This window comes from Nitrosospira multiformis, from assembly GCF_003050865.1.
GTDB lineage: Bacteria > Pseudomonadota > Gammaproteobacteria > Burkholderiales > Nitrosomonadaceae > Nitrosospira > Nitrosospira multiformis_E.
The window spans coordinates 20,348-45,435 of the sequence record NZ_QAOK01000002.1 but is presented as its reverse complement, the minus strand read 5'-3'; the positions used below and the strand labels follow the sequence as shown (position 1 = coordinate 45,435).

General features: G+C 52.7%; 32 protein-coding genes. 12 read left to right on the top strand and 20 right to left on the bottom strand.

The features are described 5' to 3' along the window. Positions 1-120: 120 nt before the first annotated feature. The gene (rtcA, locus tag C8R21_RS01485; protein ID WP_107761246.1) at positions 121-1,182 is read right to left on the bottom strand and encodes an RNA 3'-terminal phosphate cyclase; all 1,062 of its coding nucleotides are present in this window, start codon (positions 1,180-1,182) and stop codon (positions 121-123) included. A gap of 144 nt (positions 1,183-1,326) precedes the next feature. On the opposite strand from rtcA, the gene C8R21_RS01480 reads away from it, so the two are divergent. Next, entirely contained in the window at positions 1,327-1,608 is a 282-nt protein-coding gene (locus C8R21_RS01480) for a DUF504 domain-containing protein (RefSeq protein WP_107761117.1), read from the top strand. Between the two features lie 312 nt (positions 1,609-1,920). Here C8R21_RS01480 and C8R21_RS01475 read toward each other — a convergent pair whose 3' ends face one another. After that, positions 1,921-2,220, bottom strand: coding sequence for a hypothetical protein (locus tag C8R21_RS01475; protein WP_107761116.1), 300 nt, complete (start codon positions 2,218-2,220; stop codon positions 1,921-1,923). Positions 2,221-2,546: 326 nt separating this feature from the next. On the opposite strand from C8R21_RS01475, the gene C8R21_RS01470 reads away from it, so the two are divergent. Together C8R21_RS01470 and C8R21_RS01465 are read left to right on the top strand one after the other, a co-directional pair. Continuing rightward, complete coding sequence (locus tag C8R21_RS01470) at positions 2,547-2,819, top strand: helix-turn-helix domain-containing protein (protein WP_107761115.1); 273 nt, start codon at positions 2,547-2,549, stop codon at positions 2,817-2,819. Further along, positions 2,813-3,034 (top strand): hypothetical protein, encoded by a 222-nt coding sequence (locus tag C8R21_RS01465; RefSeq protein WP_107761114.1) that lies wholly within the window; start codon positions 2,813-2,815, stop codon positions 3,032-3,034. Before C8R21_RS01470 ends, C8R21_RS01465 begins: the two co-directional genes overlap by 7 nt. A 109-nt stretch (positions 3,035-3,143) precedes the next feature. Here the strand turns inward: C8R21_RS01465 and C8R21_RS01460 are convergent, their stop codons facing one another. Beyond that, positions 3,144-3,641 (bottom strand): VOC family protein, encoded by a 498-nt coding sequence (locus C8R21_RS01460; RefSeq protein ID WP_107761245.1) that lies wholly within the window; start codon positions 3,639-3,641, stop codon positions 3,144-3,146. A 200-nt stretch (positions 3,642-3,841) separates the two neighbouring features. On the opposite strand from C8R21_RS01460, the gene C8R21_RS01455 reads away from it, so the two are divergent. Then, positions 3,842-5,956, top strand: coding sequence for an Agd3-related carbohydrate deacetylase (locus tag C8R21_RS01455; RefSeq protein WP_107761113.1), 2,115 nt, complete (start codon positions 3,842-3,844; stop codon positions 5,954-5,956). Positions 5,957-6,019: 63 nt separating this feature from the next. After that, entirely contained in the window at positions 6,020-6,346 is a 327-nt protein-coding gene (locus C8R21_RS01450; protein WP_146162428.1) for a hypothetical protein, read from the top strand. A 166-nt stretch (positions 6,347-6,512) separates the two neighbouring features. Here C8R21_RS01450 and smbP read toward each other — a convergent pair whose 3' ends face one another. The 5 genes from smbP to C8R21_RS01425 form a co-directional block, all read right to left on the bottom strand. Further along, positions 6,513-6,854, bottom strand: a complete 342-nt coding sequence (smbP, locus tag C8R21_RS01445) for a small metal-binding protein SmbP (RefSeq protein ID WP_107761111.1) — start codon at positions 6,852-6,854, stop codon at positions 6,513-6,515. 237 nt (positions 6,855-7,091) lie between these two features. After that, the gene (locus tag C8R21_RS01440; RefSeq protein ID WP_107761110.1) at positions 7,092-8,096 is read right to left on the bottom strand and encodes an isoaspartyl peptidase/L-asparaginase family protein; all 1,005 of its coding nucleotides are present in this window, start codon (positions 8,094-8,096) and stop codon (positions 7,092-7,094) included. A 141-nt stretch (positions 8,097-8,237) separates the two neighbouring features. Next, complete coding sequence (locus C8R21_RS01435) at positions 8,238-8,675, bottom strand: macro domain-containing protein (RefSeq protein WP_258192193.1); 438 nt, start codon at positions 8,673-8,675, stop codon at positions 8,238-8,240. A 163-nt stretch (positions 8,676-8,838) separates the two neighbouring features. Continuing rightward, complete coding sequence (gene trbK, locus C8R21_RS01430; RefSeq protein ID WP_107761109.1) at positions 8,839-9,030, bottom strand: entry exclusion lipoprotein TrbK; 192 nt, start codon at positions 9,028-9,030, stop codon at positions 8,839-8,841. A 254-nt stretch (positions 9,031-9,284) separates the two neighbouring features. Further along, a complete protein-coding gene (locus tag C8R21_RS01425; RefSeq protein WP_107761108.1) occupies positions 9,285-10,628 on the bottom strand; it encodes a cytochrome P450 in 1,344 nt (447 codons plus the stop codon). Between the two features lie 188 nt (positions 10,629-10,816). On the opposite strand from C8R21_RS01425, the gene C8R21_RS15775 reads away from it, so the two are divergent. From C8R21_RS15775 to C8R21_RS01415, 4 genes are all read left to right on the top strand, one after another. Further along, on the top strand, positions 10,817-10,957 hold the full coding sequence (locus tag C8R21_RS15775) for a hypothetical protein (RefSeq protein WP_181258825.1): 141 nt from the start codon (positions 10,817-10,819) through the stop codon (positions 10,955-10,957). Positions 10,958-11,284: 327 nt separating this feature from the next. After that, positions 11,285-11,473 (top strand): hypothetical protein, encoded by a 189-nt coding sequence (locus C8R21_RS16040; RefSeq protein ID WP_219906591.1) that lies wholly within the window; start codon positions 11,285-11,287, stop codon positions 11,471-11,473. A gap of 25 nt (positions 11,474-11,498) precedes the next feature. Next, positions 11,499-11,843 (top strand): FAD-dependent oxidoreductase, encoded by a 345-nt coding sequence (locus C8R21_RS16035; RefSeq protein ID WP_219906590.1) that lies wholly within the window; start codon positions 11,499-11,501, stop codon positions 11,841-11,843. A 27-nt stretch (positions 11,844-11,870) separates the two neighbouring features. Beyond that, positions 11,871-12,413: a cbb3-type cytochrome c oxidase subunit I gene (locus tag C8R21_RS01415; RefSeq protein ID WP_219906589.1), complete on the top strand. Its 543-nt coding sequence runs from the start codon at positions 11,871-11,873 to the stop codon at positions 12,411-12,413. 128 nt (positions 12,414-12,541) lie between these two features. Here C8R21_RS01415 and C8R21_RS01410 read toward each other — a convergent pair whose 3' ends face one another. The 11 genes from C8R21_RS01410 to C8R21_RS01360 all read right to left on the bottom strand — a co-directional run bounded on the left by C8R21_RS01410 (position 12,542) and on the right by C8R21_RS01360 (position 21,484). After that, positions 12,542-13,294 (bottom strand): DUF2182 domain-containing protein, encoded by a 753-nt coding sequence (locus tag C8R21_RS01410; RefSeq protein ID WP_107761107.1) that lies wholly within the window; start codon positions 13,292-13,294, stop codon positions 12,542-12,544. Positions 13,295-13,430: 136 nt separating this feature from the next. Then, positions 13,431-14,036, bottom strand: coding sequence for a DUF1326 domain-containing protein (locus C8R21_RS01405; RefSeq protein ID WP_107761106.1), 606 nt, complete (start codon positions 14,034-14,036; stop codon positions 13,431-13,433). 17 nt (positions 14,037-14,053) lie between these two features. Beyond that, positions 14,054-14,788, bottom strand: a complete 735-nt coding sequence (locus C8R21_RS01400) for an SDR family NAD(P)-dependent oxidoreductase (protein WP_107761105.1) — start codon at positions 14,786-14,788, stop codon at positions 14,054-14,056. Further along, on the bottom strand, positions 14,788-15,471 hold the full coding sequence (locus C8R21_RS01395; RefSeq protein ID WP_107761104.1) for a DUF938 domain-containing protein: 684 nt from the start codon (positions 15,469-15,471) through the stop codon (positions 14,788-14,790). The genes C8R21_RS01400 and C8R21_RS01395 overlap by 1 nt, the downstream gene beginning before the upstream one ends. 130 nt (positions 15,472-15,601) lie before the next feature. Continuing rightward, complete coding sequence (locus tag C8R21_RS01390) at positions 15,602-16,402, bottom strand: DsrE family protein (RefSeq protein ID WP_107761103.1); 801 nt, start codon at positions 16,400-16,402, stop codon at positions 15,602-15,604. Between the two features lie 74 nt (positions 16,403-16,476). Further along, the gene (locus tag C8R21_RS01385; RefSeq protein WP_107761102.1) at positions 16,477-17,775 is read right to left on the bottom strand and encodes a ferredoxin reductase family protein; all 1,299 of its coding nucleotides are present in this window, start codon (positions 17,773-17,775) and stop codon (positions 16,477-16,479) included. A 43-nt stretch (positions 17,776-17,818) separates the two neighbouring features. Further along, a complete protein-coding gene (locus C8R21_RS01380; protein WP_107761101.1) occupies positions 17,819-18,637 on the bottom strand; it encodes a sulfite exporter TauE/SafE family protein in 819 nt (272 codons plus the stop codon). 4 nt (positions 18,638-18,641) lie between these two features. Further along, positions 18,642-19,919: an NAD(P)/FAD-dependent oxidoreductase gene (locus C8R21_RS01375; protein WP_181258823.1), complete on the bottom strand. Its 1,278-nt coding sequence runs from the start codon at positions 19,917-19,919 to the stop codon at positions 18,642-18,644. 98 nt (positions 19,920-20,017) lie between these two features. Then, positions 20,018-20,413 carry an ArsR/SmtB family transcription factor gene (locus tag C8R21_RS01370; protein ID WP_308811368.1) on the bottom strand — a complete coding sequence of 132 codons (396 nt, stop codon included), beginning with the start codon at positions 20,411-20,413 and terminating at the stop codon, positions 20,018-20,020. A gap of 132 nt (positions 20,414-20,545) precedes the next feature. Then, on the bottom strand, positions 20,546-21,031 hold the full coding sequence (locus tag C8R21_RS01365) for a YeeE/YedE family protein (protein WP_107761100.1): 486 nt from the start codon (positions 21,029-21,031) through the stop codon (positions 20,546-20,548). Positions 21,032-21,043: 12 nt separating this feature from the next. Continuing rightward, positions 21,044-21,484 (bottom strand): YeeE/YedE family protein, encoded by a 441-nt coding sequence (locus C8R21_RS01360; protein WP_107761099.1) that lies wholly within the window; start codon positions 21,482-21,484, stop codon positions 21,044-21,046. Between the two features lie 177 nt (positions 21,485-21,661). Here C8R21_RS01360 and C8R21_RS01355 point away from each other — a divergent pair, with 177 nt between their 5' ends. Further along, complete coding sequence (locus C8R21_RS01355) at positions 21,662-22,522, top strand: MBL fold metallo-hydrolase (RefSeq protein WP_107761098.1); 861 nt, start codon at positions 21,662-21,664, stop codon at positions 22,520-22,522. A gap of 52 nt (positions 22,523-22,574) precedes the next feature. Here the strand turns inward: C8R21_RS01355 and C8R21_RS16300 are convergent, their stop codons facing one another. Continuing rightward, complete coding sequence (locus tag C8R21_RS16300; RefSeq protein ID WP_258192191.1) at positions 22,575-22,700, bottom strand: hypothetical protein; 126 nt, start codon at positions 22,698-22,700, stop codon at positions 22,575-22,577. Positions 22,701-22,880: 180 nt separating this feature from the next. On the opposite strand from C8R21_RS16300, the gene C8R21_RS01350 reads away from it, so the two are divergent. Beyond that, positions 22,881-23,264 carry a YegP family protein gene (locus C8R21_RS01350; protein WP_107761097.1) on the top strand — a complete coding sequence of 128 codons (384 nt, stop codon included), beginning with the start codon at positions 22,881-22,883 and terminating at the stop codon, positions 23,262-23,264. 949 nt (positions 23,265-24,213) lie between these two features. Beyond that, on the top strand, positions 24,214-25,044 hold the full coding sequence (locus C8R21_RS01345; protein WP_107761096.1) for a calcium-binding protein: 831 nt from the start codon (positions 24,214-24,216) through the stop codon (positions 25,042-25,044). Positions 25,045-25,088: the final 44 nt, after the last annotated feature.

Genomic DNA, 25,088 nt, shown 5'->3' with positions numbered 1-25,088 from the left:
CAGACGGAGCCTGATCTACACCACACCTGTTTGGTCTGCGCTAATGCGAATCAAATGCGCTTCCCGATGACCTGAAAGCGTACCGACAGTAGTAGGCCGGGCTCCACCTGGTAAATCCTCTTATCGCCACAAAAAGCTTGACCTGCTATTGAATTCCGGCGTTGCGTGGACGCGAATCAAATGCGCTTCCTGGGTGACCTGGAAGCGCACCGGCAGAAACTGTTCCAGCAGCCAAATGGTCGTTGCGGCGTGGGAGGAGAGTTCTCTCGTGAGAAAGCAGGACGCGCCACTCGCCAGCGCGAGGTAGATCAATACCTGGTCTGCCGCATGAATATCCAGCGTTGCGCCGGACAGGATTTCCTCGCGCAAACGCTTTCCCGCCTCAGCACCGAGCCGTTCGGCTCGCACGCCTCTTTCTGCCACAGCAGACGCCCCCAGACGGCTATGCTCCTTGTGCGCGGTCAGAAGCACTGCTCCGCCCTCGCCTATTGCTTCGTCCTTTCCGAATACCTCCAGGCCAACGGCTGGCGTGGGAAAGGTCGAAAGTTCTGCCAGTGCCGCATTAGCCATGCGGTGGACGATGTGCCTGGGCAGGTTTGAAATGTGTGCAAAACCGGTTATACCCTCCAGCCCTTCCGAGGTGTTCAGGATCAGCGGACGCAGAGGCAGGCAAGGCTCTACGTCCACGACTACCTTTCCTCCGCCGCGGGGATAATACCCCCGCTGCAGCAGTTCGATCTTCGCCCTGGCGCCCATGCTATAAACCAGCGGCAGCAATATGTAGCGGAAGTAATCCAGGGGCGGCGCAGCGCGAATATCGGTGCCACCGGAAATGCTCATCCGCAGCTTTTCTCCGCATGCCATGGCAGCCGGAAGCGCTGCCTGAAGCACCAGGGTAACACTGCCTGCCGTTCCCACGGGAAAGTCGTATTCACCCCCGCGCAAGGGACCGGGGCGAAAAATGATTTCCCGCGATTTGACTTCCACCCCTTCCGTCTGCGCGCTGCAAAGCGCTGCCACCGCCTTTACGGCGGTGAGGTGTTGAGGCGCAAGACCGGGATTGGAACGTTTTGCGCGAATGTTGTACACATGAACCGATAGTCCCGTTATCGCCGCAAGCACGACCGATGTGCGGAGCAACTGGCCCCCGCCTTCTCCATAGGAACCATCGATCTCCCGCATTTCGACCTCTTTGGTTGATACGGCCAGGAACAATAGGTTTTTCGACCTACAATTCAATGTAGCATCAAAAATCGCATGACCGGAATGGACGCAATTCTTTCGGGAAGCTGACGCGGCTGGCTATCTGCCTGAAAAGGAAGCTTCATGACCCCCATACAAGACCTGCTCAGCCAGATTCGCTGGGATGAGTCATTCGGAAAAGATAATTTCGTGATCGGATACTACGATCGCAAGAGTGGGGAAATTATCCAGATTCCGCTACAGCAGATGCAGCTCACACCAAATGATCATTTCTTTTTCCGCTTTACCGATCAGGAGGGACGTACCCGCGAGGTCCCCCTTCACCGTATCCGGGAAGTGTACAGGAACGGCGAGTTGATCTGGCATAGACGAACGGTCAACGATGAGAAGAACAACGGCTCTTGATGAAACCATCCCCTTTGCCTTGAGCCCTTTCGTCTTCGTTCGCCCTGAGCTTGTCGGAGGGCAAACGGGCTCAGGACAAGTCCTGTCAAGGGCACTGTTCCGCGAGGTATCGGATTTGTTGATGAAGCGTTTAAGGAACATAATCGCTTCATTATACGGAGCGAATAAAGCATGGAAGCGCTTCAAACCGGACCTCAAGAGTGAATTTGGCAGCAACCCGACTGGCCACAGTGTTGGCACGATCTCCAAGACAAGTTAAATCCAGTTCTATTGATAACTTGTCTTGTTCAGGCAGAGCAGCACTTTCCATCGCTAATAGCCGCGGTGTTCTCCATCACTGCCATATATCTCTGGCGCATTGGTCGCATAAGGATTGTTGGGGCTGTCGTTACTGTAGCGGCTGCCGTATTGCCCATAGGGATTGTTGATGGACTCTGCGCTGTATGAGCTCCCATACCGGCCGTAGGGATTGTTGACCGAATTTGGATCGTAGGGATTCGCACTCAGATTGCCCAGATATTTTCCTGTTTGTTGATTCTTGAGATGTGGTGGGTCAGCTTGGGCTACGGGAGAAATGAATACGGCAAGTAGGGCAAGGATGATGAATTTCACGATGTGCCTCCCTCTAGTGGCTACAGGTTCTGGTTGGTGTTGTTTTTTATTGCCACAGCTGAACTGGGCTCCTGACATTGATTACTTATTGTCGCTCACTGCCTGTTCTCAAGCTGATCTACTTTCTTGCCACACTTCTACTGTATCAAAACAAGAGTAGAGAAGATGAAATTGAGGGAATTCGTTCCTCCTTAGAATAAGCTATGGGTCAATGGCAACGGCGGCTCTTGCGTTGGCTGTAGCATTGTGATTTTGAATAAGCCGTTGGCGCATCTTACTTCTATAATGGTATTATTTGATCGATTTAGAGCAAATAATACTATCAAATGATCAGTTGTCGACTTTCTGTCATCCTCGGCGCCAAGCGCATCAAGGTCGCGGAGGTGTGCCGTGGAACCGGTATCGCTCGCGCTACATTGGATCGCTACTACTACGACCGTGTGAACAGTTTCGATCGTGCCGTATTGGAAAAACTTTGCAAGTTTTTGCAGGTGAAGCCGGGCGATTTGCTTGTGATGATCGATCAGCCGGACCTGTTTGAAACACCGGTTGTATCGGGTCTTACCGATGCTTTAGCAAAAGGAAAGAAAGCATGCTAGAGCGCGAAGTGAAGCTTCTGCTTGATGCTAATGCGATAAAGCGTGTACAGGTGCATTACGCGGTGATGTCGGCCGGATACATGGTCGTGATCGACGGCCAGCCCCTTGAGACCTCTAAACGCGAAACACGCGGATTCAAAACACTCGACGCCGCGGCCAAATTGCTCTTCAAGATAGGCATAGCGGATTTCTCGGTCAAGCTCAGAACAGGCTGAAGTTGGATCCCGCTTCCGTTCAGTCACTGATCCCGGTGTGTTTTACGTGCGGAAACGGTGCGCACCTTAGACGTCCGCCCCTTCTCTCGCTACGTGGAGTTCAAAAGGGTCATCCATTGAATGCACGCTTGAGTCCACCGATGTCGATTTTCTTCATTTGAAGCATTGCCTCCATGACTCTCCCGGATTTTCCAGAATCGGGATCATCGATCATCTCGGATAAAATCCGGGGAATGATTTGCCAGGAAACTCCGTATTTGTCCTTGAGCCAACCGCACTGCTGGGCCTTTTCGTCTCCGTCTTCGGAAAGACTCTCCCAGTAGTAGTCCACTTCTTCCTGGGTTTCGCAATTGACCTGAAACGAGATGGCCTCGTTGAATTTGAAGGTCGGGCCGCCATTGAGAGCGACAAATCCCTGCCCGTCGAGCTCAAATGCTACAGTCATTACCGTTCCCGCCGCTTGTCCGTGAACCTCGTGCCCAGCTTCTCCATAGTGGCTCACCTTTGTAATTCTGGAAATTTTGAAGATGCTCGCATAAAATTCTGCTGCCTCTTCGGCTTGATTATCAAACCACAAACAGGGGGTAATCCTTTGGATGCTTTGCATGCTTATCTCCTGGGTGTTATTCAGGTTGAGAATTGGAACCGTAACAGATTCCATCTGCAAGGAAAATGCTTTTCAAACTTCTTAAAACAGCCGGAACAACAAGACAGTGATGGTGTATGAAGATGACTTGCAAGGAACCTAAATAACAGGAGGATTTGTCAAATCGTTACATTTTGTTTCGCGATAGGGAGACTTCATTCATGAAGCGCAAGCTTCTTGCAGCAATAGCCATGCTGTTTACCATAATTACCGTGGCTCCAGCGCACGCTGATAATGCTGTCAAACTGAGAATACTGGTTGTTGCTACAGGAGAGGTGGCGGAAGACCTGGGATTGGCCTATATCAAGCCTGTCCTCGATGAAATGGGTGTTCCATATGTCGTGCTGAATGCCGGGACGCAGGATCTGACGCCTGCGTTTCTGGCTGCTTCTTCGCAGGGAACGGCCTGCAAGGCCGAAGAGGCAGGTTGTGTTGGCAACTACAATGGAGTCATCCTCACCGACGCGGACCTGGTTCCAGGCTTCACCCCGGCCGAATGGGATCTGCTGCACAATTACGAGAAAAACTTCCGGGTACGGGAAGCGGTATTGTCAGGGTGGCCAGCCACGTACGCGGATCTGGAACCGCCGCACGACATCTATCTGGATTACGGTCTCGCCTACTCCTCAAGCGGGCACAATTATGATGTGAGGTGGACAATACCGGGGAGGTACAGCAAGGAAGCCTTTGAATACGTAAACAGGAATAATCCGCTTCCAATTACATCCCTCGCCTTTGCGACCCATCCCCGAAACGATATGAACCGCCTGAAGGACGGCTCTATACCCTATGTCGAGCCGCTTTTACGAACCGGACAGGACGAAGCACTGCTGTCCATTGTGCGGTACATGAAGCCTGATCAATCCGCACCCGCGCGCGAAGTACTGATTTCGACGATTACGAATGCGTCGTTCCTCATGCATTCGAAAGTTCTGGCTTATGAATTCGTCAACTGGGCAACCCAGGGAGTTTTCATCGGTGCGCGCTTCATCCATCTGGCTGCGCATGTGGATGATCTGTTTCGTACCAACAATCAATGGAATCCTGCTCTCGATAAGGAGAACGGCGATACTTATCGCCTGACCGGCGCTGACATAACCAATGTGGTGAGCAAACAGGCCGCCCTCCGGGCCGCACACCCGACGGCGGGAAATTTCAAGCTGGATTTCGCGTTCAATGGCGCGGGAGCGGTGGTGAACCCCCAGACAATGCCGCTCGCGGCAAACTGGAAAGATAATCTGGTAGCAGCAATAGCGGCCAACAAAACGCATTTCCGCTTTATAAACCACACCTTCACGCATGCAGACATGGATAAGTCACCGGTTCCTGCTGATGCGCCCTGCGATTACCACACTTTTACGAGTGCAGAGGCAATCAGGGCTGAAATCACTGCCAACCAGAACGTGTGGGCGCTACTGGATCTTCCCGAGAGAAACGAGAACAATCGCGTGCTCATCACTGGGGCTCATTCCGGCCTGAAAGATCAGAAATGCACGGATGATCCTGCCTTACACCCGGGTATGTTCAATCTTCAGGCTGACGACATAGCCTTTGATGCAGGCGGTGCGAATCCGCTATTGCTTCAGGCGGCTGCCACCGCGGGCGTGGAATATCTTGCTGCCGATACGTCACAAAAGGCTCAAAACGTTGAGCAGTATATCACTCAGTATGAAGATGGGAGCCAAACGGATCGACTCATGCTGCCACGCTGGCCAACCAACATTTTTTATAACGTGACAAATCCTTCCCAGCTGGAGGACGAGTATAACTATCTGTACTATCAGAAATTTATCAATGCCGGAAAAAATCCATGTGAAGCACCGGCAATGGCTTGCTCTCCCCGGAGCTACCGCGAAATCCTCGGAATCGAAGCGGATATCGCAGTACGGCACATGTTGAGCTTTAACCGGTGGCCGCATTTTTTTCATCAGTCGAATCTTGCTCAGTATGATAAAAATGGCAGTACGCTTCAATTTGACTGGCTCGATGCAGTCTTCACCGAATATGAGCGATTGTTCAGCCTGCCGGTCAAAAATCTTCCTTACTATGAAATAGGCGACCACACAGCGGAAAGCCTTAACGCCAGGTCCGCAAAGATCGATGCAATATGGAATCGAACAACCAACCGGGTTACCTTATTGGCAAACAAAGCAGTACCTTATCTTCGTGTCACCGGTCTTTCCGGCGGGGAGATTTACGGCGGCCAGCTTATCGGAAACATCAACGTGGATACGAAGGCCACGACATACGAGGTCGACAGAGGGTTGACTCGATGAACGTTGACGACCTCCAGGTTTTGTAAGCAGTCAGGAGGAATTCCGGGAATAAACGGCATGCGCTTGAACGGCATTCTCCTCTCCCTGTTGCTTGTGTTTTCCTTTTCAGGTACTGGTGGCGCCGCTGATTTGGCAAAGGCGGCTGCGGAAAAGACTGATGAGACAGCCAGAACAATAGAGCAGGCGGAAGATGAGAATCGAAAAAAGACGCAGCAAGTGAACGATCTCAAACTGAGGGAGCACGAGTCGTTATTTCCGGAACAGGCGAAATCGCTGGCAAAGGGCTACAGGGAGACTGCAAAGATGATCATGGAGCAAGGCGACGACCCAAAGCCGGTTCTCGATGCCGCTGCTTATTTTGAGAAACAGTCGAGGCGTTCTGAGCGGTAGTTTGGACAGGAGAATACGGCGTGTACAAAACCACTCCTCCTCATTCAGAGTGCCCCATGGTATTCAAAAGACCACAACCCTGCATCACGGCAGACTCGATTAACTCTGATCCCTCCGGATTGAGATCCTTCTGCCAGGGATAGAATCAATCAAGTCTGACCCCGGTCTAATCGCTTGTTGACTTGCGCATGTGCATCAGGGCTTCGTCAACGTGCTTGGTGGCAATGTCAGCGTGGCCTGCTTTCGCATGCTCGATTGCCTGCTTCAGTTCCTTGATGGAGTCCGTCATATGCTTATGTTGTTCGGCGTGCTTTTTCTCCGCCGCCTGAGCATGGCTCAGACTCTCTTCCGCATGCTTGAGCAGCACTTTTGCGTGACCGTCCTCGCCATGTGCTTTTGCCATCGCGGCATGTTCGATCGCCTCGGCAGTGTGATGATCGGCAATCACCGGAGTTGCCAGAAGAACGCCCAAAACACCGATGGCAAAACTTGCTGGTATATATCTCATGACATAACCTCCACAAAGTCTATTGAAATAAATTTCACTGACAGCAGCAGAGCCTTACAGCGCATCTCTGACCTGTATTACGCCGAGGCTCATCTCTGGAAGTATAGATCAGCCAGCCACCTTTTTCTTCCCCGATGGTTGTAGTTGTTTTCGGCAACTCACCACATCCTGAAGAATTATCCAGATTCTTGCGCATAAGGAGAAATGAGAAGCTGGACCCGAAAGCTCGGCAGCCTGTCAACTCGACATAACCGGTGTTTCAGGGCCGAAAAAAATTCCCGTCCGAGCTAGGCCATCCTCTCCGATTGTGCCGCGAAACATTGCGCCAGTGTTGAAACGCATAGTATAGTTGCCCTCCGCATCCAGGACGATCAAGCCGCCATCTCCACCCATCGCGGCGATTTCGGCCAGCGTGTTATCGGCTGCCTCGGTAAGCGGAGTATGCAGAAATCGCACCTGCGCTGCTGTGTTGAAAGCGGCAGCGGTACGAATGAACATTTCGCCTGTGCCAGTCGTGGATACCGCAGCCGAGCGATTGTCCGCGTAGGTTCCAGCGCCAATAATGGACGAGTCTCCTACTCGGCCGGAGTGCTTGTTCGTGAGCCCACCGGTCGACGTGCCGGCTGCCAGATTGCCATGGCAGTCCAGCGCCACGGCGCCAACGGTTCCGCGTTTTTCATCCTCACCCGGCAGTGTATCCAGACCAGCATCATGGTCGCGCAGAATATCGTCTTTAGCGATAGCTTTCTGCAATTGATTCCACCGGTACTGGGTATAGAAATAGGACGGGTCCACGATTTCCAGACCCTGCTTTGCAGCAAAGATTTCCGCACCTTGACCGATGAGCATCACATGCGGGCTTTTCGTCATTACCGCATGCGCGGCGCGAATCGGATTGCGAATCGTCGTCACTCCCGCAATTGCGCCTGCCGCGCGAGTGGATCCTTCCATGATTGAAGCTTCCAGTTCGTTGCGACCATCATGGGTGAACACGGAGCCCTTGCCGGCATTGAACAAGGGGCAGTCCTCCATCACCGCAATTGCCGCAATCACCGCATCGATGCTGCTGCCGCCTGCTGCAAGCACCGCATGGCCGGCGATCAGCGATTGTGCGAGTGCCTCCATGTAGGCCTGCTCACGTTCGTGCCGCTGTTTGCCGGGTTTAACGGCTCCAGCACCGCCGTGAATCACGAGCCGGATGCGTGAGTTATCCTCCGTATTTCTGCAAGCTTGGATCGTCATCAGGGCCGAGCCCAAGAGTAAAAAAGACAGAAGGCATACATCGTGCTTACCCTATTTCGGCACCACCAATCAATCGAAAGTCTGACCCTGTTGATCTGTGTTAAGCCATGTATCGTCGGTCATTCGACTTTGAAAGAATGGTCAGACCGCTGGCTCACTCAGTACTCGTTGATATAACTGAAAGTCTTGCTCGGAGAAACAGCAAAATATCAATTCTTTGAGCGAAGCTCCGGTTTCAATAAATTCCCGTACAGTATTGACCCCTATTTCTGCGGCAGCTTCAGGCGGGTAACCATATGCACCTGTGCTGATGCATGGAAACGCAATCGAACTCAAATCGTTGGCAGCGGCAATTTCCAGGCTCCGCCGATAACAGGAGGCAAGTTGTTCTGGTTCATTGCTTTTTCCTCCATGCCAAACCGGACCAACGGTATGAATGACGTGCTTTGTCTTTAAACGGTAGCCCTTTGTGATCTTTGCTTCACCGGTTTTACAACCGCCAAGCAACCTGCATTCCTCCAACAACTCCGGCCCAGCAGCCCGATGGATAGTGCCATCAACCCCACCGCCTCCCAGCAATGACGAATTGGGGCATTCACGATTGCATCGGTTTCCAGCTTTGTAATATCACCACGAATGGCATGAAGTCTTGCTGTCACTGATTGTGGCCCGGCTTTCAAAGTTGGATCAATTCTTGTCCGGTGATAACAGCTGTACTCGGCCCAACGGCTTGTCCCGAGCTTTATTTTTCTGTCATAGCTTGGCATTTATCAATAAATGCTTGTCGCTCAGCTTCGTTGTCGAAAGTTGGAAGCACCGCCTGCATTCCTATGCCAGAACAATTTGTTGAATTTATCTCAGGAGCCTTGTCACCACCACAACTAGTCAAAGCCCCACTCAACACAATAATAAATACAATATATTTAGACTTCATTAAATTTTCCCTCTTTAAAAATCAATCACAACATGGCGCAGATTCAAGTTTGAGGTACAACAACTGATATCGCCTAGCTGAGCTCATCGACACCTCGAAGAATACCTCAGAGGAACTCTAAATCCCAGCACTTTGCGTGATCGGTGCCCTGTTGGTAGTGCCTCGCTTTATTGGTCAGGGCAGTTTTCGCAACAGCTTTTGTAGATAACCCAGCTACAGAACCAAATAGGCGCGGGTATACGGGAAGATTTATTTTATCGCCAGTTTATGCGGACCGGAATTCCACCTTTAGGTCGCAGGGTTACCGCCATCTCAATCTCGACTTCATTCGGGTCAAGCAACTGTAAATCACAGTGCTGAACTATCATGCTTAGCAAAAGCTGGCTTTCCATTAACGCAAAATGACTACCGATACAGATCCGTTCACCTGTACCGAAAGGTATGAACGAATACTTCTTTTGAGGTAATAAAAACCTGTCAGGGTCAAACTGCTCAGGCTGCTGCCAGAAATCGGCATGATGATGAAGATTATAAATACTGAATATCGCAGACCTGCCAGCCTTTAAAAGATACCCATCAACCTCGGTATCCTTATTAACTTTACGCAGCAAGAAGCCAGCAGGTGGACGAAGGCGCATCGATTCACTGAGCACGGCTCTGGTATAAGCAAGCTGCTGCAAATCCTCGGCGTTCGGGATTCCTCCTTGCAGCAAGCCGTCAAGTTCCTGACGCACTCTGGCGAGTATATCCGGATGCCGGGCCAGTAAATACAAGGTCCAGCTTAGCAAGTTCGCGGTCGTTTCATGGCCTGCGCTAAAAATGGTAATAACTTCATCACGAATCTGCTTATCGGTCATCTTCTCACCGCTGCTGTCATCGCCTGCTTTTAGCAGCATATCCAGCAGGTCATTCTGCCCTGACGGTGCGGCGCGGCGTTGATCGATGATTCCGTAAATGACATCATCGATTGTTCCCAACGCCCGTTTGAATTTTTGATTCGCGGGGGTGGGCACATATAACGGAAGAGTCAAAGGATTCACGATGCTTTTAATGGCATAGCGAAGCAAAGTATCCAGAGAGGGAGAGATATGCTCTATTTTGTCGAGCACACTGGTGCTGAACATGGTCTGGGTGATGACTTCCAACGTAAGCCGCGTCATTTCATTAGAGAGGTTGAGGTGTGCACCTTCACCCAGTTGCCGCCATCGATTCAACATATTGCTGCCCGCGGTAACCATTAGCGGCAGCAGCGTGGTTACATTACTTCTCTGGAAAACAGGCTGCATTAACTGACGCTGTCTTTGCCATAAATCGCCCTGGCTTGTTACTAAGCCCTGACCTAAAATCAACGCGATACCGGTGGGTTTCTCAGGATTGTAGATTTTTTTAAAAATATCGCTTTGCCTGATCAAGGCTTGTTCAACCAGCTTTGGGTGACTGAATAAATAAAATTGGCGGGTAGCCAATCTGAAGCTGACCAAGTCCCCATAATCCCGGTGCCAGTCATAAAAAGCTTGAAGGGGATTCGTCGCCATCTGCCTTAAATTACCCAGCAGAAAGTCGCCTTTAACCTGTGGAACTGTCTTGTTATGTGTCATCGTCGTCTATATAGTTGAAAGGTTAATGACAGCCCCGTTAGCATCAATTCAGCCTATGCATCAGTTCATGCGATAAACCAATGAGGCCCGCCACCCATGTGCTCGAACATTAGCAGGCGGTATGGTGCATTCTAATTGTTCTAGCTGCCGGTTCCTATCACGGATACGCCTTCCCTATTCAGTCATCAATGAATGGTAGATTGGGATCTGCAAGAGCGTGGCTGTCTCCGCACCTGAAGCGCCACTGCCCGAAGGGGATGGCACTCGACTACCGCCTCTCCTATTCGAGTGATGGGGGCAAGACGGTGATATCCTATAACCTGTTGTAGCCGGAGGCGCGCACAAGGCATTGTGTAAAAAAGAAAATAACCCGGGCTCCTGAGAAAGCGGCAATCCCCGGAAAATACTATGAATCTCGTCACCTTCCAGGCTTGACCTGGAATCCAGCCCAAACCAGTAATCCGCTCGCACATCTTCCTGCACACTACTGAACTATCAGGTTTTTTACGACTCACATCTACGGCAGAAACTCGTTCAGTGAGGATTGCTGGCTTGCCAGTTTTCTTGCTGATTATTTATCTGCTTATACACACATCTCCCCTTTGGGAGTCAAGTGACACTGTGCTAATGGATCACATCAATAAGGAGATGGGACGATGACAATCTACAAGACCATCTTGAAAGGTCCCGAGGAAGTTGCGGTTGGGACGATGGCATTCCGTTTTGAAAAGCCGGAAGGATTCACCTATAAGGCAGGCCAATGGGCCGATTTCACTCTGCTCAGTCCGCCGGAAACTGACGCAGAAGGCAATACGCGCGGATTTTCTTTAGCGAGCGCCTTATGAAGACGATCTGATGGTGGCGACGCGAATGCGTGACACGGCATTCAAGCGCGTGTTGAAAAAAATTCCGCTTGGTACCGAGTTCAAAATGGAGGGTCCGGGCGGATCCTTCACCCTCCACAACAATAAGGCCATTCCTGCGGTTTTCCTCGCCGGCGGCATTGGTATAACCCCGGTACGGAGCATAGTTTTGCAAGCTATTCATGACCAGGTGGCCCGCGACCTCTTCGTCTTTGATTCCAACAACCGGCCCGAGGATGCGGCTTTTCTGGACGATCTAGAGCAGCTTCAACATGGCGCTATCCGCGATGTTCTCCGTGCTGGAGGTTGTTCCCCTAACCTTGCTGAAGCTCGACGCCTGGGATTTCATTAAAACGACTCGCGGCGGCAACTGCGCGGAATGTGGCAAGACAGTAGTCATACCCCACCGCTGGACTTTCTATTTTCTCATGGCGGTCGGGTTCTGGAATTTCGTCGGCGCAGGCATCGCATCTTTGGCTTTCTGATCAACCTGCCCATCGTGAGCTATTACGAGGTTGGCACCTTGCTGACCCCAACCCATGCCCATTCAGCCCTGATGGGCGTTTTCGGGATGCTGGCAATTGCGCTGACCGTGTTCGTACTGCGGGAGACAAGTGACGACGCACACTGGGAAGGCATCGAGAAGTACGTCAAGATCAGTTTCTGGGGAACCAATATCGGCCTGGCGATGATGGTGGCGATGAGCCTGTTCCCCGCCGGAGTGCTCCAGGTCTGGGATGTGGTGCAGAACGGATACTGGCACGCGCGCAGCCTGGAGTACATCGGAAATGACAGGTCCCACTTCGTCGAATGGCTGCGCTTGCCCGGCGACCTCGTATTCATTCTGTTCGGCTCCCTGCCGCTTGCGATCACTGCGGTCAAGGCCTACCTCGGGGTACGCGAGGAACCGTCGGGTTATTGATCCGATCCGCCGGAATCGAGGAAAGAAACCACATGGAAAAAATCAGAGGAAAGAAATGGAGTGGAACGGCAAATAGACGCATCGAACTCCATTGGGCTGGATTATTAACTCAGAGCGGGTAAGGGGTATTATGTCCCGAAGAGCAGCCTGACGCCACACCCCATCAATATAATCCCTCCGGCTTTGGAGATAAACTGGCTTTTCACAGGGACGACTTTTTCAAGGAGAATCAGCAGGGTTATCAAAGCCATCCCGAGGAGGTTCATCACACCCACGGCAAACATGATGAGCATTTGCGCCCAGCAGCACCCCACGCACGTGGCGCCATGCTTCAACCCCATCTGAAACGCGCCTTTTGCCCCCTCCCGCCATTCGTTCAACAAAAAACCTGCCGGAGATTGGCAATATTGGAGGAAACGGGTTTTCAGAGGCGTCAGCTGATATATTCCTACCGCTAGAAAAATCACGGCGGAGAACACGTTACTTTCCGTATCCATCATAGGGGAGATCACCTGCAGTCCATGGAGCTGCCATTGCAGGAGGGTCATCCCGATACTGAACAGCAGCCATACGGCGAGGTAGCTGTAAGCAAAGAGAAACGTGGATTTTTGTGGAGCCAGATAACGTTTTTTGGCGACTCGCGAAAAAGTGAGGATCATGGGTATGGCGGATGGGACCATCATGGCCGCCATCATTGCCGCCCACATGAGATATACAAGAAGGAAATCGAGCGATTTCCAGTCGGAGGCTTGCGACGGAGGCATCCACATTTCGGACATCGGCAGCGATGTCATCTGCCAGTGCTGATAGATCAGGTACGCCCAGGCAGAAACGATTACTGTCAGCAGTGATAGCAGAATGGCGGATTGGGTTTTATGCATCCGATGGCTGAAGGTTAGTCCTTAATGGTGAGCAGTCAAGATAATGCAAGATATTTTCTTTTTAAACTAATATGTTATAAAATCAATTGAACAATTTACATGAGCTTTTTGCCCGACTTGCGTGCCGACAGAAACGTCAAGGCTGATAAGTGAATGGCGAGTAAAAACCATTGCGGTTGCTGAATTTCCAGTTCTTGTCGTAATCGTGGTACTCGTAGTGCGCGGACTTGGCAACGACAGCGGGGTGGCTGGTGACGACGCACAGAGGAGGATTATTGATAGTCGCATTTCCGCCCGTAATGCCTTTGATTGCCTCGATCTCTGCTTGTGCGACTCCCGGAATTACGATCTCGCGCCTGCTCCCTTCTTCCTTGTAGTCGATCCTGGTCTTTTTTACGCCCAGCACATCGCTGACAAGGCTCATCAGAATCGAAGGGTGTCCCCCCTGCTTGCCACCAAAAATCTGAGTGATGGCATCAAACTGCCCATCACTTGCCCGTTCATCTACATACAGAGCGGCTTGCCATCCTCCGTTTATCATGGTTCCTTCCGCGTAGCAGGCCAACGCGACATTCAGATCGTCCAGGCTTTGCCCGTTCAAATACCCGTCCTCGATGTGCCAGGCCACCAGCAGCTTGCAGTTGCCTTCGGAAGGGGGTTGCAGCCAGATGCAGGGGCAGGATGTTTCACAATTGCAGGTTTCAAAATAACCGCCGCTCAAACTCCAATCTGCCTTATCCATTTTTTCCTCCGAATTTATCAAAAAGGCTCCTTGAAAGGCCGAAGATCCAGCTCATGCGTCCATGCGCTCGGGTGTTGCTCGTGAACAGCCCAGTATGTCCGGGCAATGGCATCGGGCTCCAGCAACCCTCCTTCCCCCTTTGCTTTGACATAGTCAGGAAACCGATCCCGGGCATAGTCGCCATTTATCACTCCATCAATAACAGTATGGACGATGTGAATACCATGTGGACCGAATTCCCGCGCCAACCCTTGGGCAAGCGCCCTTAACCCGGCTTTGGCGGACGCGAAAGCGGTAAAAGGAGGCCTCGCACGCAATGAAGCGGTCGCCCCCGTAAAAAACATTGTGCCTTTTCCCTGCTCCTGCATGAGGCGCAGCGCTTGCTGGGAGAAGAGAAAAGCGCCCAGGCAGTTCTGCCGCCAAAGCGTGGTGAATGTGCTGGCCCCGGTTTCAAAAAAGGGAGCAGCGATATTATTGCCGACATTGTAGGCGGTAATATCCAGGGCAGCATTCCGTGCGCGAACCAGGTCAAACAAGCGCGCCACATCCTCCTCGACCGTCAAATCAACTGCGATCGGCGTCGCTGAGCCTCCCATTCCCTGGATATGTCCGGCGACCTCCTCCAGCTTCGCTATCGTCCGTCCGACGAGAAAAACGTGCAGTCCCTTACCAGCAAAGCATCTCCCAAGGGCTGCGCCGAGGCCGCGCGTAGACCCGACCCCTGCGACGATTGCCAAGGAAATTTTACCCACTACAGCTTTCTTGTTTTGCCGAAAATAAGCGAGAAGTTGTTGCTCGGCATCTCGATCTTCTCCTTGAGCTCCATCCCGTGGTTTGTGGCCGCTTTTTCCAGGTCGGCAACATCCTTCAGGCCCCACTCGGCAACACCCGCAGAACTCAGGGTTTCGTGAAACTGCCTGTTTGAATCCGTCGAGAATACGCCGTTGAAATGGAAAGGACCGTAGATCAGCAAAAAGCCATCATCCTTGAGCAGATGCTCCGCACATTGCATCATCCCGTCGGCGATGGAAATAGGCGCTACCTGAAAGATGTTGATGCAGAAAATGGCTGCGAATGATTTTGCTGAGCCGGGGTTAAACCACGTTTCCGGCTTGGTGAGATCCAGGTGAACAGGGTCGGCGATGTTGTCATTCCCCTGCTCGCTGGTGACTTTCCTGATATTGTCGAAAACTTCAATATCCCTGTCCGACGGCTGGAAGTGCAAATGGTTGAAGTGGGGAGCGAAGTAATTGATGTGCATTCCGCTTCCACTCGCCAGTTCCAGGACACGCTCGGGGTCTTTCGGCAATTTTTCCCTGAGAACGCCGAGGATGGGCTCGCGGTTGCGTGAACCCGCCCAAGCAACATATTCGCTCAGGGGATGTGGATCCAGGGGAGGCATTTCCTGGTTTATTGTTTGCGATCCTTGACTCATGGATGACTCCTTTCTTTCCGGTTGGCTATCGCATATTTCGAACCAATAATAAAGAAAATATCAATCCTCGTGTTCGAGCTATTGTGACGGACGGTTCTCCTGCAACACTGCTCCTGCGGTCTCTTCCCGTCTACTCGACCAGTGCATAGCCTTCATTTTGGTAGTGTACCAATACCATCATCGCAGAGAGGGCTACCGACACATCTCGGTTGATCCATGATTGCCCAAAACCACTGTGCGCCACAGCCTGTCCGCATACGTACACGCTGACACCTGCCCGCTTCAAAGCCTCGATCAGTTTTATATTGGGATTATCGACCTGATATTTTTCACGGTAGTGAGCGCTGTCGAGCGAAGCGGCGGTAGCTCCGCCATGAAGAACGGCGACGATCTTCAGCTTCTCCGGAGGCACTTTTGAAAGGGCAAACAGATTGACGAGACGTGCCACGCGGTCGAGGCCGGGGTTTACCTCAGCAGGCGAATTCATTGGCCGCACGACATTCACGACAATTTTGGCTTCCCGATTCGGATTCGGTCGAAGCGCGGAATTGGGCAAGGGCAGCACTTTTCCATATCCCTGGATAAGGGGATATTGCCATTCCTGCTCTGAAGCGACGGCAATGCCGGCAAGTGCGAGTGAGAAACCCAGAGCAATGCAAGATTTGCCAAATGCAGAGTTCAGTTTCATTTGAACCTCCTGTTTATATGCACAAAAAGCTTTTTGGGCAAGAAGGGTCTTGGAATAAGGTTGATTGACGAGAATCACCCTTAACCGTGAGAGCATACCAGAACCACAAGAAGCATAAAACGGAAGTGAGGTATTTGGAAAGGCTTGGTCCTGAGGATTATCACCTGATGAAATCCTTGATGAAACCAGCGCTTCAGGAATTACTTGCGGCAGCGAAAGTGATTGGAGTGCAACCTGATGCAAGCAACCCGAGGCTCAAAAGCAGGGTGGAGCGAATAGAAACAGAGATCATCGAAAGCAAGCCGGCTTTACCCCAATTACCGAAACTCAAAAAGCTCGAAATTGACCGAGCCAGGACGCATTCCTTTGACATTCAATCCCTTCAGGATGGCTTTGCGCATATTTGGCGGACCGCAAAAAAAGAAATCCGCTCCCTTCACGTCGAAAGGGGCGTTTGCAAGAAGGCGATTCACGCCGGATCTGCCTTCGCGCTGGCTAAAAACAACATGAAAGGAGAAATTCTGCAATCTCGCCTTCGCTTCTTCCAGCACATCCAGTCCAAATGCCTCCTCGGCATTAACAGTACTATAGAAAAGATAAACGGAGATGTTTTCGTCGCCAGTAAGGCTCTGAGCCCAAGCCAGAAAAGGGGTGATGCCTATCCCTCCCGCAACCCATACCTGGCGCTGCTTCTCCTTCCGTCGAAAAAATTTCCCTAAATCGAATTTGCGAAAATTGAAACGCCCATAGGGGCCCTCGACCTGAACTGTCGCACCCGGTTTCAAAACGAGGGGAAGCTGCGAGGTCCAGTCACCCAACGCCTTGATCGCAAAACGAACCGAGCCATCCGGACCTGGCGGAGCAGTCAGAGTGAATGGGTGGAATTCGGCAAGAGGCGATGCCGCGGCGAGGAATGCGAACTGTCCCGGCTTCCAAAGCAATGGGCGGCCGACAGGGTCGAGGGCAATTTCCAGGGCGCCGCTCTTCCGTTCCATTGACGCCACCGTATAGAAACTTCGCCTCCAGCTCTTTTTGGCAAATTCCGTGAACAGGTAGCAGCAGATTCCGATTACACATAGGGTATTCAGGTAGATGGAGAGGGGCTCGCTGGCGGCGAAGGGTTTGTCGATCAAAAGCTGATGGAACGCGACCAGCGCAAAGAAAGCGCCCGTGAACCGGTGGAAAAAATGCCAGAGCGGATAGGGTATTTCCCAGTGGATGCGAGGAATTCGCTTGACCCAGCTCAGGAGGATCAGCGCCACCAGCGCGGCAAACGCGACTTCGCCGATATCTTCCGCCAGGTCGCCCAGCCCGGTCTCTTCCACCCAGTCTTCGAAATCCGGCTCAACGATGTTATGCAGGATCATCATGGCCAGGGCCATTATTCCCAGATACTTGTGCATACGGTACACGCGATCGAGGCCGCCGAAAACAGGCTCAAGAATGCGAAAGCGTGCGGCGAGAACAAGGCACTGGCTCATGGCGGCCAGCGCCATTGCCGCGGCGCCGATGCTGATGGCGTTCGCTGTTCCGTAATCCCTCGTGGCATCGACTGCCAGCATGAACGCCGCGGCGCAGAGCGTAATGCTCGTCGCAGGTCCGAGCAGCTTCAGCATTTGAAAGGCTCTCTTTCCTGCCAGGCTGGATTTGAAAATGTCATCAGGCGATCGACATAATCGCCTTGACGAGCATGCCCGCAGACGCCAAACCGGCAAGAATGGCGAACGCCCGCTGCAGTCCCTTTCCCGAAAGGCGATGGGCGATGGCGCTTGCAAGGAACATGGCCGCGACCGCTCCCGAAGTGAAGGATAGGGCGATTGGCCAGTTCATTTCACCCATGAATGTAGCGGATACGACGCCAGCGGCGGAAACGAGCGCGATGACCCCGAGCGATGTCGCAACAATCGAATCCATCTGGAGGTCAGTCGCCTTGCGCACGGCAGGAACGATGATGAAGCCTCCTCCTACTCCCAGCAGTCCCGAGAGGAAACCGGCGGAGATTCCCGATAACGCCAACGAGCCGGCGCAGGGACTGGTCCACCGCAAACGTCCGGTCGAACTGTTGACCTCGCAGGGGATCGTACGCGGTACGCCTTCGCTTGAGCCATGTTTTGCGAGTGTTTGGCGAAACATGCGGAATGCGACATAAGCCATGACCAGGGCAAATGCCAGGATCAGCCAGCCATTGGAGATGCGCTGGGCGATGAACAAGCCTGCCGGAGACGCCAGCACGCCGGTCACTGCGATCAGTCCTGCGGCCCGGTATCTCACCTTTCCCGCTCTCCACGCAATGATCGCTCCGCTCGCCGCCGAGAGGCTGACCGCAAACAGAGCGATGGGAGCTGCGTCGGCCATGGTCAGGTGCAAGCCGAATACCAGCAGCGGGACGGCGACAATCGCGCCGCCTGCGCCCGTGAGACCGAGAGTTACGCCGACAAGCGCGCCCAGCATAAGACTGACCAGATGAAGGTGCTCCATACGATCAGTCCGCCACGCCCGGCCCCGCGAGCCATTCACGGCCCTTGAGGAAGCCGTGCCAGTAAAACCAGGGGAGAAATCGCGCCTTGAGCAGCCAGGCCAGGAAACGCGGCACGGTCGGATCAAGCTTGAAGGTCGGCAGCAGTTTTCCGCCAAACCCGAATTCCGCAAGAATGACCTTGCCTCTCTCCACCGTCAACGGACAGGAACCGTAACCGTCATAGAAAGTCTTGAATTCCCGGTGTTCTCGCGCCGCCAGCAGATTTTCCGCGACCACGACAATCTGCTTCCTGACCGCCGCTGCGGTTTTGGCATTGGGAGAGGAGCAGGCGTCGCCCAGACCGAAAATATTCGGGTACCGGGGATGCTGGAGCGTTGTATGATCCACTTCGCACCATCCGGCGGCGTCCGCAAGCGAACTCTCGGCAATAAAAGCCGGTGCAACCTGAGGCGGAGCGACATGCAGCATGTCAAAGGGTTTTGCCACCCGCTCGACTTCCCCGCTGGCATGCTTCACATCGAAATAGGCCACCCTGTTTTCGCCGTCGACCCTGACGAGATTTGAATTGAATACCAGGTCAGCATCATAGCGCTTCACGTATTCCATCAACGGCGGGACGAAGGCGGATACGCCAAAAAGCACCGGTGCGCAGGTATTGAACTCGACCTCGATATCGTTCAGCCTGCCTGCGCGCAGCCACTCGTCGCATGACAAATACATCGCCTTCTGCGGGGCGCCGGCACACTTGATGGGCATGGGAGGCTGGGTAAAAAGCGCCTTGCCGCCCTTGAGCTCTTGCACCAGTGACCAGGTATAGGGTGCCAGATCAAAACGGTAATTGGACGTTACGCCATTTTTGCCCAGCGTCTCTTCCAGGCCTTCTATCCGCTCCCACGCCAGACGAAGCCCTGGGCATACGATAAGCTGTTGGTAGCCAACCTGGCGGCCGTCCTCCAGTTCCACAAAATTGCCCACGGCATCCACCCGCCTGGCGACGCCGCGAACCCACTGCGCCTTCTCCGGGATAACGTCAGCCATCGGCTGTACCGTCTTGGTAACGTCGAAAACGCCTCCGCCGACCAGTGTCCAGGCTGGCTGATAGTAATGCCTGTCGCTGGGCTCGATGATCGCGATGCGCAGCGACGGACGTCTGCGAAGAAGACTTGCGGTCACGCCGATTCCCGCCGATCCTCCACCGATTATGACAACATCGAACGCATCGCTCCAGTTGCATGCTGCATCCACCGGTTGCGCCGTCTCTTGCCGTATACTTGGCTGCATACTTAATCCTCCGGATTAATGATCGGTTTGCCTGACTTGAATGATTCGAGACTCAAAAATATCCTGAACAACCCATCCATTCGCCGGCGGGACAATTGTCATCGCGCCTGCCGGTACTTTCCTCTTGTCGGCAGATTGCTGCCGCTGTCTTCCCCGCTTTCCACGCCCTTTGTCCCGCAATACAGCCGGTACAACGTCTGCATGATCTGGACAACCTCGCTGCTCGCCAGGCTGTAGATGATGTACTTGCCGTTCCGCTCGGTGGAAACCAGGCTTTCCTGACGCAGCACGGTCAACTGCTGCGAGAGTGTGGGCTGGCGGATGCCCAGCAAGGATTCGAGCTCACCCACGGTTCTTGGGCCATCGATGAGCTGGCACAGAATGAGCAACCGATCCTCGTTCGCCAGCGTTCTGAGCATCGTGCACGCTTTCGATGCCGAGTCCCGCATTTCAGAAATCTGAAAATCCTTATGAAGATCCTTTTCCAGCTTCAATCTGCTCTCCCATTCCCTTTTTGAGGCCTTCCCTTTTAGCCCCTTTTAGCCCGCTTTGGCCTTCCCTCTCCCGCAAGCGAGAGAGAGCCTGTCGCAAGTCGCACCGAGTCCGACAAAGACCCATAGGATTCTTCAATGATCCTGAAGGGCTATCTGCTCGCCCGCCTTCCGGTCCGCATTCGGTTTCCGTTGAACCTCGGGGTTACTGCGCCGCCGCTCCAGGATTTCGAAAACTCCCATCCCCAGGAGCATCGCCGCTACAAACACCACGCCCTTTGCGCTACCCGCGCCCAGCAGGACGAGAGCAGGGCCCGGACATATTCCCGCAATCCCCCAGCCAATGCCGAACGCCAGCGCACCCAGAACCAGCCTTTTATCGATGGTGCGCGAGGCGGGCAAGCTCATCGGCGCTCCCAGATAACTCTTCTTCAGCTTTCCCGCCAGGGCAAAGGCCACCGATCCCACTGCGATCGCGCCCGCCATGACGAAGGCCAGCGAAGGATCCCATTCACCGGTCAGATCAAGAAAAGCCAGAACTTTGGCGGGATTTGCCATTCCCCCGAGGATCAGGCCCAGCCCGAAGATCAGGCCCGAAACCAATGCAATCACATTGACCATGCAAACCTCCTCTCAACCCGCTATCTGAAAAACGTGACGGATGACATAAACCGTGACGAAGCCCATCATCATGAAAAGCAAGGTCGCCACCATCGAACGCGGGGACCGGCGGGAAATGCCGCAGACTCCATGTCCGCTGGTGCAACCGGAACCGTAGCGCGTACCGATGCCCACGATCAGGCCGGCGAGCGCCATCATCAAAAAACTGCCGTCGATCCTGATTGCCGGCAGACTTGCAAACAGTTGCCAGATGAGAGGCGCCGCGATCAAACCACCGACAAATGCAAGGCGCCAACCCATGTCTCCTTTTTTCAGGCTGAGCAGCCCCCCGACGATGCCGGAAATGCCGGCAATGCGCCCATTGAACAGTATCAGCGACGTGGCAGCCGCGCCGATCAGTGCACCCCCTGCCAATGAGGCCCAGGGCGTAAATGCATTCCAGTCGATCAACATGCCGAATCCTCCTCCATCGCTCCCTCAAATATTCATGCTTCTATCTCATTGCCGCTTTGACACCGAGACGTGAAAATCATTCTATTGACGTATAATATATATTATTATATATTCTAGTCAAGTATATTATGCATGATTTAATAATAGGATCTACACCGAACCCTGGAGACAACTGACATGAAGCCCCGTATCGAAGCCTTTTTCGAATCTGTGACCGCCACGATCAGCTATGTGGTTTACGATGAGCCGGGTGGATCATGCGCGATCATCGACCCCGTGCTGGACTACGATCCCAAGGCTGGCAGAACAACCGGTGCTTTCGCAGACAAGCTGATTGCGTTTGTCGAAGCGAAGAAACTGAAGGTGGAATGGATACTCGAAACGCACGTGCACGCCGATCACCTGACGGCGGCCAGTTATCTCAAGGAACGCCTGGACGGAAAGACGGGTATAGGCCCGCAGATCTCAACCGTGCAGCAAATCTTCAAGAAGATGTTCAATCTGGGAGCAGAGTTCGTTCCCGATGGCAGGCATTTCAATCATGTATTTGCGGACGGGGAAATCTTCACGGTAGGCAAACTGACCGCTAAAGCAGTTTTTACGCCCGGCCACACGCCTGCCGACCTGTCGTATCAGTTCGACGATGCCGTTTTCATCGGCGACACGATGTTCATGCCCGACCTGGGCACGGCGCGCGCCGACTTCCCGGGCGGGGATGCCCGGCAGCTGTTCCGCTCGATAAAACGGCTGCTCGCCAATCCGCCCCAAACACGGCTGTTCATGTGCCATGACTATCCGCCTGCTACCCGGCAGCCTCAGTGGGAATGCATCGTTGCCGATCAGCGGGCGGGCAACATCCACGTGCACGACGGTATTACCGAAGACGACTTTGTCGCAATGCGCACCGCGCGGGACAAAACCCTGGGAGCGCCTGTCCTGCTGCTGCCCTCGATTCAAGTGAACATACGCGCGGGAGAAATGCCTCCGCCGGAAGACAACGGCGTTGCATACCTGAAGATACCTCTGAATGTGATATGAGGGAAAAGAAGGCACCAGCGATCTCTCCGCGCCCCTTCTGCTCCAGCGTTATTCATACCGGAGTCTTTTTATGGGCACTGATGGAACCGAATCGTGCGATCTTGCGATAAGCGGGATCGAAAGGATCAAACTTGCGCACCACACGCCCAGCGTTGTCAGTGGCATTATCCGTTGCCATTGCTGCTGCAATTGCATGCCAGGACCCAACCTGCGATATATAGCAGGTCAACCCTGACTCCTGCTCTGCGTTAAACTATGCAGCAGCAGCATCGCAAAACGTACGAATGCTGTCTCTATCCAAAAGGATGGAAAGGATCAAGGGCTAGTACGGGTCTCACATAATACGAAAGGAAATTTCATGGCTGCAAAATTCGAGATTTATAAAGATAAGGCAGGTGAGTTTAGGTTCAGATTGAAAGCCACCAATGGACAAACCATTCTTGCCAGTGAAGGCTACAAGGCCAGAGCGGGATGCATGAATGGAGTGGAGTCTGTCCGAAAAAATGCGCCGGACGACTCCCGGTATGAACGGAAAATCACTGAAAGCGGCAAATACAGGTTCAATCTCAAATCAGGCAACAATCAGGTGATTGGCACCAGCGAATCCTATGAGACGGAAAAAGCGCGGGATGGCGGAATAGAATCAGTCAAGAAAAACGCACCAGCTGCCATCATTGCCGATATGACAGAGCCGACTGGGAAAAGCGTACTTGGCACTCCACCAGCCGAAGCAGCAGTCTGAACGCCGGGTTTTCAGCTTGAAGGGCTTCTGTTGAAGTCCTTCCCTCAATCATCAGGTAATCAGCAGGTCAGACCCGGCATTCCAATGGTGACTGTTGATCGACAGTTGCAAAATGCAGGGAAAAATTGGACGGATTTCATTTCTATCCCGGATATCGTTTTCCCTGTTTTCAGGATTGAAAATCAGAGGAGCCTGGATTTGAAGGAGATTTGAACTCCAGGCTCGGGGACAGCATAAAGCGACAGATACAGGCGGGCAGACATACTCGACTGGCATCACCAAGAATATGCCTCCTGCGAGGGGGCGTGCATACCTTCTCGAATATCTACTCAGCTAGACTGATCCGGACCCTCCTCCCATATCTGCCTGATTCCGTAAAGCACGGTCATCAACGGGGCTCCAAAAAGAGCAGGCTTCAAAAACTCAATCAATTCAACCATTTTTTTCCTCAAAGAAGGTATTCAATTATTCAGTCTTAGAAACGACGAAACCGCTTTGCAGCGGCAGCTCAGCTTTAGTCATATAACGGATCGATTCCGTCTTTCTCTCAGTTTTGTGATTTTTTTGTTATGTTTTTGTGAAGAATATGTTAACAGATGGCTGTTGTCAAGCTGAGGAGACATTTGAGATAAGCTTCTGACAGGTACAAATCCTGGAAGTCGCCCCGTATGCGGCACAGCCGGTTTTCCACCTCCTTATCTACTCAGGTGAAGCGCCATTCCTGGTCCGACGTGCAAAAAATCTCCGTAATACTTTCCAGAACCCTCCCGGTTTGACGCCTGACAATCGAAAGATTAGGGCATGCCTGTGCAGAGAGCAGTGAGAGGGAGTCTGCGTGAAGCCATGACCATCCTGTGATTTTTCTCACAGATTATTCTACTGGACACAATTACTCTCTACTTGCGTGGTAACTACACGCTTGTCTTTAACTTCTACTGAGGAGAATGTCATGGCAGCAATATATGGAACCCAATTTCATGATAACGGCACGTCGCAGTGGGCATGGAACGGATGGTTTTCCGAATATAAATTCTTTCCATCATTGATAGGTACAAGCAGCAGCGACTATATCTATGGTTACGGGGGAAATGACACCATCTATGCATACTCTGGTAACGATACGCTGGACGGTGGAACAGGTACGGATTCAATGTACGGTGGGACTGGCCACGACGTGTACTACGTGAATACGACGACAGACAAAGTAATCGAGTACTACAACCAGGGCGTTGACCATGTCTACAGCTCGGTCAGCACCAGTTACAAATGGCTGCCCGCCAATGTCGAGAACCTGAGCCTTACCGGTACTGCCTATTTTGGGGACGGCAACAACCTCGGTAATTTTATCTCCGGCAATGGTTACTCCAACTCTCTCTATGGATATGGCGGCAACGACCAGTTGTACGGCTGGGGTGGTAACGATAGCCTCGATGGTGGAGCCGGTAACGATACACTCATCGGTGGAGCCGGAATGGATTTTCTTACCGGCGGCACTGGAGCTGACACGTTCGTCTTCAACTCGGTAACTGAGAGTCCAGCCTGGGGAGCAATCGATACCATCTCCGACTTCAAATGGTGGGAAGGGGATGCGATTGATCTTTCCGCAATCGATGCAGACGTAAACTGGTGGGCGACTGGCAATCAAAGTTTCAGTTCGAGCCAGTTATCGTATAACCCCTCCTCAGGCATATTGACTGCCGATGTGTACGGAGGCGCGGACCTTCAGATCGCCCTGATCGGCGCCTCAGAATTTGATCCAAGCCTGGATGTTATCGCTTAACCGCTGATAACTCATCTTCTACTGGGTCACGCCGCGTGACCTGG